This is a genomic window from Streptomyces prunicolor NBRC 13075 (assembly GCF_000367365.1).
GTDB lineage: Bacteria > Actinomycetota > Actinomycetes > Streptomycetales > Streptomycetaceae > Streptomyces > Streptomyces prunicolor.
On record NZ_BARF01000150.1, the window covers coordinates 20453 to 33343 of the forward strand.

At 71.8% G+C, this 12891-nt stretch carries 8 protein-coding genes; 5 read left to right on the top strand and 3 right to left on the bottom strand.

Translation table 11 applies throughout. The features are described 5' to 3' along the window. Nucleotides 1-75 precede the first annotated feature (75 nt). Nucleotides 76-4017, top strand: a complete 3942-nt coding sequence (locus SPR02S_RS52420) for a type VII secretion protein EccC (protein WP_019065064.1) — start codon at nucleotides 76-78, stop codon at nucleotides 4015-4017. A gap of 77 nt (nucleotides 4018-4094) precedes the next feature. Here SPR02S_RS52420 and SPR02S_RS52425 read toward each other — a convergent pair whose 3' ends face one another. Continuing rightward, nucleotides 4095-5363, bottom strand: a complete 1269-nt coding sequence (locus SPR02S_RS52425; protein ID WP_019065065.1) for a S8 family serine peptidase — start codon at nucleotides 5361-5363, stop codon at nucleotides 4095-4097. Continuing rightward, nucleotides 5360-8704, bottom strand: coding sequence for a right-handed parallel beta-helix repeat-containing protein (locus SPR02S_RS52430; RefSeq protein ID WP_019065066.1), 3345 nt, complete (start codon nucleotides 8702-8704; stop codon nucleotides 5360-5362). The genes SPR02S_RS52425 and SPR02S_RS52430 overlap by 4 nt, the downstream gene beginning before the upstream one ends. 373 nt (nucleotides 8705-9077) lie before the next feature. On the opposite strand from SPR02S_RS52430, the gene SPR02S_RS52435 reads away from it, so the two are divergent. After that, nucleotides 9078-10250 (top strand): hypothetical protein, encoded by a 1173-nt coding sequence (locus SPR02S_RS52435; RefSeq protein WP_019065067.1) that lies wholly within the window; start codon nucleotides 9078-9080, stop codon nucleotides 10248-10250. Between the two features lie 73 nt (nucleotides 10251-10323). Here SPR02S_RS52435 and SPR02S_RS52440 read toward each other — a convergent pair whose 3' ends face one another. Further along, the gene (locus SPR02S_RS52440; protein WP_019065068.1) at nucleotides 10324-10755 is read right to left on the bottom strand and encodes a DUF6299 family protein; all 432 of its coding nucleotides are present in this window, start codon (nucleotides 10753-10755) and stop codon (nucleotides 10324-10326) included. 285 nt (nucleotides 10756-11040) lie between these two features. Between SPR02S_RS52440 and SPR02S_RS52445 the strand changes: the two genes are divergently transcribed. From SPR02S_RS52445 to cysC, 3 genes are all read left to right on the top strand, one after another. Continuing rightward, on the top strand, nucleotides 11041-11241 hold the full coding sequence (locus SPR02S_RS52445; RefSeq protein ID WP_019065069.1) for a DUF5999 family protein: 201 nt from the start codon (nucleotides 11041-11043) through the stop codon (nucleotides 11239-11241). Between the two features lie 87 nt (nucleotides 11242-11328). After that, a complete protein-coding gene (locus SPR02S_RS52450) occupies nucleotides 11329-12156 on the top strand; it encodes a PaaX family transcriptional regulator (protein WP_019065070.1) in 828 nt (275 codons plus the stop codon). A 154-nt stretch (nucleotides 12157-12310) separates the two neighbouring features. Further along, nucleotides 12311-12862, top strand: coding sequence for an adenylyl-sulfate kinase (cysC, locus tag SPR02S_RS52455; RefSeq protein ID WP_019065071.1), 552 nt, complete (start codon nucleotides 12311-12313; stop codon nucleotides 12860-12862). Nucleotides 12863-12891 lie beyond the last annotated feature (29 nt).

Genomic DNA, 12891 nt, shown 5'->3' on the forward strand with positions numbered 1-12891 from the left:
CGCGAAGTCCGTTAGGAGCCCCAAGCGTTGAGCGTGGTCCTGTTCCGTCGTCCGGCCCGCCGTCGCGGACCCGACATGCCCGCCGGCGAGTTGGTCCTCCAGGAGCCGCCGACCCTCATGGAGACCGTCCCGGACACGTCCGCGGTGTGGACGTATCTGCCGATGGCGATGATGTCGGTCTCGATGATGATGATGTTCATGCGGTCGGGCGGACAGTCCAGCGGCATCTTCATGTACATCGCGCTCGGCATGATGGTGATGGCCGCCGGTGCGATGATGATCGGCCAGGTCATGCGCAAGGCCGGCGACCGCAAGCAGCGGCTGCGCGGCGAACGCCGGGACTATCTGCGGTACTTGGCGCAAAGTCGACGTACGGTGCAGCGTGCCGTGATCGAGCAGCAGCTCGCCCTGGCCTGGCGGCATCCCGAGCCCCGGGTGCTGCGCACCATGGTCCGCACCACACGGCTGTGGGAGCGCCGGGTGAAGGACGAGGACTTCGGCGAGGTGCGGATCGCCGTCGGCGACCAGCAGCTCGCGATGCGGCTGACTCCCGTCTCCAGCAAGCCCGTTGAGGACCTGGAACCGCTGTGCGCGCACGCCCTGCGCCGCTTCATCCGCGCGTACAGCACCGTTCCCGGCCAGCCCATCGCGCTGTATCTGCGGTCCTGGTCACGGGTGTTGGTGCACGGCGACCACGACGCCGCGCGCGGGATGCTGCGCGCCGCGCTGGCCCAACTGGCCCTGTTCCACCCGCCGGAGGAGCTGTGGATCGCGGTCTGCGCCGCTGACGAGGTGCGTGCCGAGTGGGAGTGGGTGAAGTGGCTGCCGCACAACCAGCACCCCCAGGAGACCGACGGCGCGGGCCCGTTGCGCATGGTGGCCTCCGCGTTCACCGATCTGGAGGACCAGCTCGGCAGCGAGTTCTCCGAGCGGCCCGCGTTCGACCCCGACGCCGTGCCCGGCCGTGACGAACCGCTGGTGGTCGTCATCGTGGACGGTGCGGCCATCCCGGCGGGTCACCGCTTCGACGGCCCCGGTTACCGCAACGCCGTCGTCGTCGACCTCTCCGACAGCCTCACCTGGCGCCCCGGCCGCACCACGCTGCGTCTCGATGTCTCCCCGGACGCGGTCGCCCTGGTCCGCACCGACCGCAGCCGCAAGGAACAGTCCACCGTGCTGGGCCGCCCCGACCGGGTGGGTCCGGTCGCCGCCGAGGCGCTGGCCCGGCTGATCGCGCCGTACCGGATGACTCTCTCCTCGGACGCGGTCGAACCGCTGTCGAACGACACGGAGTTGACCACGCTGCTCGGCATCGCCGACCTGCACCGGCTCGACCCCGACACGATCTGGCGGCGGCACACCGGCTCCGCCCGGCTGCGTGTCCCGGTCGCCGTCGGCGCGGACGGCCGGCCCGTGGAGCTGGACATCAAGGAGTCCGCGCAGGGCGGCATGGGCCCGCACGGCATGCTGATCGGCGCGACCGGTTCCGGCAAGTCCGAGCTGCTGCGCACCCTGGTCCTCGGCCTGGCGCTCACCAACTCCTCCGAGACCCTGAACTTCGTCCTGGTGGACTTCAAGGGTGGCGCGACCTTCCTCGGTCTTGACGAACTCCCGCACACCTCCGCCGTGATCACCAACCTGGCCGACGAAGCCGCCCTGGTGGAGCGTATGCAGGACGCGCTGCACGGTGAACTCATCCGCCGCCAGGAGCTGTTGAGGTCCGCGGGCAACTACACCTCGGCCCTGGAGTACGAGAAGGCGCGGGCCGGCGGCGCCGATCTCGCCCCGCTGCCCAGCCTGTTCGTCGTCGTCGACGAGTTCAGCGAACTCCTCGCCTCGCACCGGGAGTTCATGGAGCTGTTCGTGATGATCGGCCGCCTGGGCCGGTCCCTCGGCGTGCATCTGCTGCTCGCCTCGCAGCGCCTGGACGAGGGCAGGATGCACCAGTTGGAGTCGCACCTGTCGTACCGGATCGGTCTGCGCACCTTCTCCGCGATGGAGTCCCGGGGTGTCCTCGGGGTCCCGGACGCGTACGAACTGCCCTCGCAGCCCGGCAGCGGCTACCTCAAGTCCGGCATCGAGGCCCTGACCCGCTTCCGCGCCGCCTACGTGTCCGGGCCCTACCGCAGGCGCGGCGGTGCGGTCGCGCAGGCCCGGGTCGCCACGCAGGTGGTGCCCTGGTCGACCGGGTACATCGTGCCGCGCGCTCCGGCACCGGCCGCGATCGCGGCGCCGGAGCCCGAGGCGGAGGAGGCCACCGAGAGCCTGCTGGCGGTGGCCCTTGACCGGCTGCGCGACTCTGGGCCGCCCGCCCACCGGGTGTGGCTGCCGCCGCTGGACACCGCCTCCCCGCTGGACGTCCTGCTCGGCGGTCTCGCCGACGACCCGGACCGCGGGCTGGCCGCGTCCCGCTGGAACGGCGCCGGGAAGCTGCGGGTCCCGGTCGGCCTGGTCGACAAGCCCTTCGACCAGCGCCGCGATCCGCTCGTGGTGGACCTCGCCGGGGCGGGCGGCCATGTCGCCGTCGCGGGCGGTTCACAGAGCGGCAAGTCCACCGTCCTGCGCAGCCTCATCATGGCGCTCGCACTCACCCACACCCCGCGCGAAGTCCAGTTCTACTGCCTCGACTTCGGCGGCGGCACGCTCTCCCAGCTCACCGGCCTGCCGCACGTCGGCGGGGTCGCGGCCCGCCTCGACACCGAGCGGATCAGCCGTACGGTCGCCGAGGTCACCGCCGTCCTCACCCAGCGCGAGCAGTTCTTCCTCGACAACGGCATCGACTCCATGTCCACCTACCGGCGCCGCCGCGCGGCCGGGGAGTTCCCCGACGAACCGCACGGCGACATCTTCCTGGTGATCGACGGCTGGTCGGCGGTCCGGCAGAACTTCGACCAGTTCATCCCCACGTTCAACCAGATCGCCACCAGCGGCCTCAACTACGGCATCCACCTCATCGTCGCGACCGCTCGCTGGCTGGAACTCACCGCTCCGGTCCGCGACCAGTCCGCGACCCGGCTCGAACTCCGGCTCGGCGACACGATGGACTCCGTCGTGGACATCCGCAAGGCGAGCGCGGTGCCGCAGATACCCGGCCGCGGTCTGACCGTGGAGACGAAACTCCACTTCCTCTCCGCGCTGCCCCGAGGCGACGGTTCCACCGACCACGAGACCCTCAGCGAGGGCGTAGCGGACCTGGTCGACCGCATCGCCTCCGCCTGGCACGGCCCACGCGCGCCCCAGGTCCGGATGCTCCCGCACCGCCTGCCCGCGGCCGAACTGGCCGAGCCCGAACTCGGCGACGGCGTCAGCCTCAAGATCGCGCTCGGCCAGGACGAGGAGACCCTCGGCACGGTCTGGCACGACTTCTCCCGCACCCCGCACCTGGTCGCCGTCGGCGACACGGAAAGCGGCAAGACCAACCTCCTCCGGCTGGTCGCGGACTCCGTCGTCGCCCGCTACACCCCGGCCGAGGCCCGCATCCTGGTCGTCGACTACCGCCGCGGCCTGGTCGACGCGGTCCCCGAGGAGTACCGCCTGGGCCACGCGGTGGCCCTGGAGGCCCTGAAACAACTGGTCGGCGGCTCGGCAAAGGCCCTGCGCACCCGCGTGCCGGGCCAGGAGATCACCCCGGCCCGCATGCGCCAGGCCGACTGGTGGACGGGCCCCCGCCTGTTCGTCCTCGTCGACGACTACGACATGGTCGGCGGCGGCACGGTCATGGACCACCCCTTCGCCCCGCTCTTCGAACACCTCGCCCTGGGCCACGAGTTGGGCCTCCACGTGGTCGTGGCCCGCTCCGCCACCGGCGCCGGCCGCGGCCTGAACGACCAGCTCCTCCGCCGCCTGGACGAGGTCAACACGCCCGGCATCCTGATGTCCTGCTCCCCGTCCGAGGGCTACGTCTTCGGCAACGTCAAGCCCCGGGTCCTCCCCCCGGGCCGAGCCCTCCACATCGTCCGCCGCAAGCCGTCCCTCATCCAGACGGCACTGGCGGCGGGGGCGGAGGAGGAAGCGTAGGCACTGAACGGAACGGCCCCGGGCGACTGTTCGTCGCCCGGGGCCGTTCCGTTTCACACCTGCGTGGTTGCCGGCCGTCAGCTCTCCGAGGTCCCCTGGGCACCAGTGCCCACCGGAACCGGGCTCTCCACGCCCTCGGGCTCGGGCCCGGCCGTACGCTCCGGCTTGGACGGGCGCCAGCCCAAGCGGCGCCCCCGGGGCAGGATCAGGCCGAGCCACACCACCGCGATGATCACAGCAAGGCCTGCCGAGGCGGGCCACAGGGCGCGGCGGAGGGGGCCTGCCGCCTTGTCCTCCGGGAGGTGGACCGGGGTGCCCGAGTCGCCTCGGGGTGCGGCGGCGGTGCCGGTCAGGACCGAGGTGACCGCCGCGTACGGGTCGAGGCGCGGTACGTCGGCCGGGTAGGCGGAGGAGCGGAGGAGGGCCGCTGTCTGGGTGGCCGTCAGGTCCGGGTGGACGGAGCGGACCAGTGCCGCCGCCCCCGCCACGAAACCGGCGGCCAGTGACGCGCCGGAGCCGATGTAGTGGCCGGCCTTCTTCGGGCCGATGCCGACAACTCCGTCTCCAGGGGCGGCGATTGAGGCGCTGGAGGTCGTGTACGCACCGGTCGGCCGCTTGCCGGAGACGTCGACATCGAGGACGGAGAGGACACCGTCGTCGGCGGCCGGATAGTAGTTGCGGGCGGGCGGGGTGTCCGTCGAGGTCGCCGTCGCCGGTGTGTCCGGTACGGCCGCCGCGATCACCAGGACGTCCTTCTTCGCGGCCAGCGCGACAGCCGAGCGCAGCGTGGGGGTGTTGCCCGCGAGCGCCGCCGACACCGTCACGACCTTCGCCCCGCCGTTCACCGCGGCCCGGATACCGTCCGCGACCCGCTCCGCGGTGACCGCCCCGCGCGCGTCACTGCCCCGCACCGCGAGAATCCGCGCCTGCTGCGCCACCCCCGCGAACCGCACACCGTCCGCTACGGCCGCGCCGACCAACCCAGCGACGAAGGTGCCGTGACCCACACAGTCGGTCCCGGCGTCGCCGACCGCCGTGACCCGGCCCTTGAGCGCGGGCGCGGCGGACGAGACCCCGGTGTCGACCACGCCGACGGTCACCCCGGCGCCCGACGCGAACGGCCAGGTGCGGCTGAGCTGGAGCGAGACCTGTTCCCAGGGCACGTCGGTGGCACGCCGGTCCGAGCCCGCCGCACAGGCCGCGCCGGCGTCCAACCGCGCGGCCAGCACGGGGAGTTGGACCGTGCTTCCCGCGGCCGACGCGGATCCGGTGCCGACGGCGCTCGCGGCGGCCGTCAGCAGCAGTGCCAGTCCGGTGGCGACGGCCTTGCCGTGTGTCGTCGTCATGCCCGGGCCGCACCGCTGGAGGAGGGAGAGGTGGCTGTCGGGTCGGCGAGGTCCTCCGGGAGCAGCAGCCGCAGGTCGTCGAGGCTGGGGACGGCCAGCCTGCTGAGCCGGCCCGCCTGTCGGGTCATCATCCGCTCCAGGATCTGGCGGGCGGTGCGCGCGTTGCCGAACGACCGGTCGCGGGGCAGCGAGTCGAAGTACTGCCGCAGGACCGGTCCAAGTCCGGCAGCGCACTCGTAGCCGAGCTGTACGGCGTGCTCGCGGACGATGGTGACCAGCTCGTCGGAGGAGTAGTCCGCGAACTCGACCCGGCGCGAGAACCTCGACGACAGGCCCGGGTTGGAGGCCAGGAAGTTCTCCATCTCCTGGGTGTATCCGGCGACGATGACGACCACCTTGTCGCGGTGGTCCTCCATCAGCTTCAGCAGGGTGTCCACGGCCTCCCGGCCGAAGTCGGAGCCGGACGCCTCACGCGGGGTGAGGGTGTACGCCTCGTCGACGAACAGCACACCGCCCAGGGCCCGTTCGAAGACCTCGCGGGTCAACTGCGCGGTGTGGCCCACGTATCGGCCGACGAGGTCGGCGCGGGACACCTCGACGAGCTGGCCGCGCGGCAACACGCCCAGGGAGGCGAGGAGTTCGCCGTAGAGCCGGGCGACCGTGGTCTTGCCGGTGCCGGGCGGGCCGGTGAAGACGAGGTGGTGGCTGAGCCGGGGCACCGGGAGTCCCGCGGCTTCGCGCTGCTTGGCGGTCGACACCAGGTTGACGAGGTCGGTGACGTCCCGCTTCACGGCGTGCAGTCCGACCAGCGCGTCCAGCCTGCTGAGCGCGTCGTCGCCGGAGTCGACGGCGTTCGGGCCGTCGGCGGCGGTGCGGGCCGCCTCCTCGCTGATGTCCTGCGGCAGCAGCAGCGAGAGGTCCTGCTCGGTGACGTCGGTGAGCGCGGACAGCCGTACGGCCTGCCGGTCCACCATCTCCTCGAACACCTGCCGTGCGGCACGGCCGTTGCCGAATCCGGCGTCCTTGGGTATGCGCTCGAAGTGCACCGCGAGGGCGAGTCGGGTCTCGTCGGCGAGTGCGTACTGGTGACGTACGCACATGCTCTCCATGATCTCGACCAGCTCCGGCACCGAGTAGTTCTCGAACTCGACGGTGCGTGAGAAACGGGACGCCAGACCGGGGTTGGAGCCGAGGAAGCTGCGCATCTCGTCGGAGTAACCGGCCGCGACGACGACCACGTCCTCACGGTGGTCCTCCATCAGCTTCAGCAAGGTGTCGACGGCCTCGCGCCCGAAGTCGGCCCCGGATCCACGGGAGTCGGAGGTGAGGGTGTAAGCCTCGTCGACGAACAGGACACCGCCCAGGGCCCGTTCGAAGGCCTCGGTGGTCTTGATGGCCGTTCCGCCGATGACCTGGGCGACGAGGTCGGCGCGGGAGACCTCGACGAGGTGCCCGGAGCGCAGGGCGCCCAGCTCGGCGAGGATCGTGCCGTAGAGGCGGGCCACGGTGGTCTTACCGGTGCCGGGCGGGCCCGCGAAGACCAGGTGGCGGCTCATCGGCGGTGCGGACATGCCGAGTTGGGCACGGCGCGCGGCGAGCTGGGTGAGGTTGACGAGGGTGCGGACCTGTTCCTTGACGTTGTCGAGGCCGATCAGGCTCTCCAGCGCGGCCATCGGTCCGTCGGGGCGTCCGGGGCCGTCCGAGGCGGAGACGGTGCCCGCCGGGTCGGTGCCCTCGGCCTCGCCGAAGCCCCAGGCGTCGCGGGACTCGTTGCCGGTGCTGATGAGGTTCTCCACCGCGAGCCGGCCGCCCGCCTTGGCCTGGACGAGGCCGCCGCCCTTGTTGTCGCGGACCGTGCAGCCCACGACCGACACCGGTGCCTCGGACTCGACGCGGATGCCGTCGCGGTCGTTGCCGGCCGCCTCGCAGCCGTTCAGGGAGGCCCGGCCGCCGTCGCGGACCAGGAAACCGTGCTCGGCGGAAGCGGCGGTCCGCACCCGGTTCGCCGTCAACTCGCCCCCGGTGTCCACGAGTACACCGCAGCCGCCGGCCGAGACCAGCTCGCCGTCGCGCAGCGCCGCCGTGCCCTCGCCGCCGATCTCCAGACCGGCGCCACCGGGGTTGTTGACCTTGAATCCCGCGAGATAGACGTTGCCGCCCGCCGCGATCTCCGCGCCCGCGCCGCCCGGTGCCTCCACCGTGCAGTCCTCGACCCGGCCGCGCCCGCCGTCGCGCACCGAGACGCCGCAGCCGCCCGCGCCGGTGATGCGGGCGCGCCGCACCAGCGGGTTGGCGTTGCCGCGGATCACCACACCGGCGCCCTTGACGTCGATGATCTCCACGCGCTCCAGCTCGGCCGCCGAGTCCTCTTCGAGCAGCACGCCGTCCGACTCGCCGTCCCGGACGGTCAGCGAGGTCAGCGTGGGCGAGGAGGCCCCGGCCACCCGCAGCGCCGACATCTGGGCGCCGGTCAGCCAGCAGTCCTCGTACGTGCCGCGTGAACGGTCCGTCACCAGCAGGCCGTTGCCCGTGGTGCGGGCGGTGCGGCAGCGGACCAGCACCGGGTCGCTGCCGTGCGAGACGATGATGCCGGGCCCGCTGGAACCGGTGACCCGCACCTCCTCCAGCTCGCAGCGGGCGGTGCTGGTGATGTGCACACCGATCGAGGTGTCGCGGATCACGGTCCGCAGCACCCGGATCCCGCTGCGCTCCTCAAGTGCCAGTGAGGGCTTGTCCGTTGAGGCGAGGTCGCAGTCCTCCACGGAGCCCTGGGCGTCGCCGTTGGCGAGCACGCCGTTGCCGCGCGCGTCCCGCACCGTGCAGCCGCGCAGGGTGGCCCGGCCGCGCTCGCTGATCACCACCCCGCTGGTGCCGAAGTGTTCGAAGGTGCAGGACTCCAGCGAACTCTCCGTGGACGAGGTGACCACGACACCGGCGCCGGTGCGATTCGACACCCGGCACTCGCGCATCGCGAGCGAGCCGGAGTTGCGCGCCAGTACGGTCGTCCACGAGGCGCCGGACAGATCACAGCCCTGCATGGCGACCTGCCCGTGCGAGGCGTCCACGGCCGGCTGTTCCTCGTCGTGGCCCTGGACCACCAGGTCGGTCAGCATCACCGCGTCCACGCGCAGCGAGATCACGATGCCCTTGCGCGGTGCCAACCGCACGGTGCCGCGCGCCTGTTCGGCGACGATGGTGACCCGGGTGGTGACGACGAGATTCTCCTCGTACGTCCCCGGGCGCACACTCAGCACCGCGCCTCCGCGCGCCCTCGCCAGGGCCTCTCCGATCGTCCGGGCGTCCCCGGTGCCCTCCGGACAGACCGTCAGTACCTGGCGCACTCAGCTGACCTCCTCGTGTCGGCACCTGTCGGTTGCGGCAACCCCATCATGCCGTCCCCGCACGCCCGTTCCCACTCCGGTCCGGAAAGCGGAACGTCCGGAGCGGGGGTGCGCGGTGCGGCACAACAGTGCCGTACGGCGAATTATGGGCTGTTGCGCAACGGCCGTACCAGCGCCGGGGCTTGTGCGTGTCGATTGTTAACTCCGGTGAAAGGAACCGCTGTTGGCCCATGTGCGTGATGGGACGTGAATAGGATTGCGCACACAGACGTACGACGAACTGCTGGGCGATTGAGAGCGGACAGGGCGGATGACAGACCGAACCGGACCGGCCGCGCGGAAAACGGCGGCAGAGAACACGGCAGAGAATTCCGTGACGGGTGCCCCGGCCGGGGAGGCGACGGCGGCGGACCCGACGGCATCGACATCGATATCAGCGGCGGCGTCCGCCGGGGAGACGGCCAACGCGCCGACCCCGACGGGGAGTACGGCGGGCGAGACCCCCAAGTCCCGTCCAGGGGCCACCAATTCACCCGGTTCTGCCGGAGCTCTCTCCGCGGAGTCCGTCGCGGCCGAGCTGAGTCGTCCCGCGGTCTCGGCGGCGGAGACCGAGGCGCTCGCCGGTGGCCGTACGCCGGAGGAGCCCGCGGGGCCGACCGGCCCGGAATCCGCGACCGCCGCCCGGTCGGCCCGGCCGGAAGCCGAGGCCGAGGCCCCCGTCGGGGCGCTGGCCGCGAGCATGCCCGAGGGCGACGGACCGACCCCCGGAGACACGGCGACCGCGTCCGTCGGCCGTCCGGGCCGCCCGCTGCTGGCCGGTGCGGCCGTGCTCGGCGCGCTGCTGATCGCGGTGCCGGGACTGCTGATGAGCCGGGACAAGACGCCGGAGACCCACAACCGGGTGGTCGCCGACCAGGCGGGCACGATTCTCGGCGACGGCGCGGCGACACCGGGCGCCGGGGCGTACGCCTCGGGCACCCCGACCGCTCCGGCCGGGCACGCCACACCGAAGATCGCCACACCGCACAAGACCTCGTCGGGCAAGGGGACCAACGCCCAGCCGGTGAGCGAGCCGACGACGGTCAAGACGAACAAGCCGGCCTCGGCGGCGAAGCCGACGAAGAAGTCCTCGACGACGAAGTCCGGTTCGACCAAGTCGGGGACGACCAAGTCGGGGACGAAGTCGAGCTCCACCACCAAGTCCAGCTATCCGTCGGACGTCCTCGTCACGGCCACCCGGGTGCTGAAGGCGGGCCAGTCCATCAACGCGAAGAAGGCGCGGCTGCGCATGCAGTCCGACGGCAACTTCGTGCTCTACGACGAGAACAACAAGGCCCGTTGGGCCACCATGACCTTCGGCTCGAACTACCACGCGGTGTTCCAGGCGGACGGCAACCTCGTCGTCTACACCTCCGCCAACAAGCCCGTCTGGGCCAGCAACACCGGCGGCCACGACGGCGCCATCCTCCGCCTCCAGGGCGACGGCAACATGGTGATCTACTCCGGCGGCTCGACCGCGATCTGGGCCAGCAACACCCAGCACTGACCACCCGAACTCCCTCCGGCCCGCACCCTCTTGAAGGGTGCGGGCCGGAGGCGCGGGGTTCAGCTCCCCGTGTTCAGCTCTTCGCGAGGGTGATGTCCTGCTGCTGCACCGCGTGGAAGCGCGGCAGCGGCAGACCGCCCCCGGAGGACAGTTCCATCACCGTGGCCTCGACCTTGGCGGCGCCGGGGGTGAGCGGGTCGGACGACGGCTTCCCCGAGTTCTCCCAGGTGTGTTCCATGCCGTCGCAGACCGCGCGGGTGCCACCGATGCCGTGCCGGACCGGGGAGTCGCCCTGGACGACGGAGGAACTGACAAAGGTGGCACCGGAGTTGCCGAGACAGCGGTAGGTGCCGGAGAGCGTGACGGTGCCGTCCGGGGCGATGCTGCCCGTGGGGTCGACCGTCACCGTCTCGTACGGGGCGGCGGACGCGGTGGCGGCGGGGGCGGCGGCGAGCAGGAGCAGCGCGGCACCGGCCGCCGTACCGAGGACTGAACGCAGGGACATGGGAGTACCTCCTGGAGTTGGGGCCTCCACTGGTACCGGGCCACGGCCTCAACTCCCGTGATCCTCACTCCTTCGGTGGCGAGTCCGCACGGAGCGTCGTGATCGTCACTCGTTAGATGGCGACTCCGCACCGAGCGTCGTGGAACGGTCCGAGTGTTGTCCGCGTGTTGTCACGCTTCACAGCAGGCGGTTCCGATGAGTTCGCGGCGGGAGGATGGTCTGTATATGCGATGCGGGCGGTGACGGAGCCGCCGGAACGGATCGCATCCGACGTGGAGGTACGCCATGTGTTCCCACCAGTCCTCGTGCCCCGTGACCGCCGCCGACACCACCACCCCGCACATCGTCTCCGCCCACCCCGAACAGGGCTGGACGCTGCTGTGCGACGGCGCGATCGTCTTCGACGACCTGGGCGCCGTGCTTCCCGACGGCCGGATCGTCGCCCCGCACCGGGTGCCGGCGGACCGACTCGCCGTCGCCGCCTGACCGTTCCCGCCCTCGCCGCGCTCCACGGACCGTAGCGGTTCGGTGTAGCGCACCCGAGGTGACCAGCAGCGATGCCGTCGGCCTAAGATGATCAACGTGTCCGACCAGCATGCTCCACGGTCTCTCATCGTCACGCTCTACGGCGCGTACGGCCGCTTCGTGCCCGGCCCGGTTCCGGTCGCGGAACTGATCCGGCTCCTGGCCGCGGCCGACGTCGACGCGCCCTCCGTGCGCTCGTCGGTGTCCCGCCTCAAACGGCGCGGGCTGCTCCTGCCCGCCCGTACGGCAGAGGGCGCCGCCGGGTACCGACTCTCGCCCGAGGCACGGCAGTTGCTCGACGACGGCGACCGCCGCGTCTACGCGACCACACCCCCGGAGGACGAGGGCTGGGTGCTCGCGGTGTTCTCCGTACCCGAGTCCGAGCGCCAGAAGCGGCACGTCCTGCGCTCCCGGCTGTCCGGCCTCGGCTTCGGCACCGCCGCCCCGGGCGTGTGGATCGCACCCGCCCGCCTGTACGAGGAGACCCGGCACATCCTCAAACGGCTGCGCCTCGACCCGTACGTCGACTTCTTCCGCGGTGAGCACCTCGGCTTCGCGGCGACCGCCGAGGCCGTGGCCCGCTGGTGGGACCTGCCCGCGATCGCCGACCGGCACCAGGCGTTCCTCGACCGCCACGCGCGCGTGCTGCACGACTGGGAGCAGCGCGCGGACACCCCGCCCGAGGACGCGTACCGCGACTATCTCCTCGCCCTGGACTCCTGGCGCCATCTCCCCTACGCCGACCCCGGACTGCCCGCGAGCCTGCTCCCCCGGGACTGGCCGGGCGCCCGCTCGGCGGAGGTGTTCCGAGCGCTGCACGAGCGGCTGCGGGACGCCGGGGCGGTGTTCGCGGGGGTGCGGCCGCAGTCGCCGTAGCGGCCGATCATGAACAGTTCATGGCGAAAGGGTGCGACCTCTTGCGCACCGCCTGTCACTCAGCTAAACCTCAGCTTCTTTAGCAGGTCCTCTCAGAGTTCTTACCTAGCCTTCGACGACGTCGCTCGTCGGGTAAGAAAGAGGACTGTTGCGCATGACCACCACGGCACGGGCTCAGGGAGCCACCGTCTGGCTCACCGGACTGCCGAGCGCGGGTAAGACGACGATCGCCCAACATCTCGGGGAGCGACTGAGAGCCGAGGGACATCGCGTGGAGGTCCTCGACGGCGACGAGGTGCGCCGCTTCCTCTCGGCCGGCCTCGGCTTCTCCCGCGAGGACCGCAACACCAATGTCCAGCGCATCGGCCTCGTCTCCGAGGTGCTCGCCCGCAACGGTGTCCTGACGCTCGTCCCGGTCATCGCGCCGTACGCCGACAGCCGCGAGGCCGTCCGCAAGCGCCACGAGGCGAGCGGGACGCCGTACATCGAGGTCCATGTCGCGACCCCCGTCGAGGTGTGCAGCGACCGCGACGTCAAGGGCCTCTACGCCCGCCAGGCCGCGGGCCACCTCACCGGCCTGACCGGCGTCGACGACCCGTACGAGCCGCCCACCGACCCGGCGCTCACCCTGCCGACGCAGACGCAGAGCCCGCAGGAGTCGGCGGACGCGGTGTACGCGGTGCTGTCCGAGCGGGGGTTGGTGTGAGCGCGGTGCCGACCACAGAAGCCTTCACG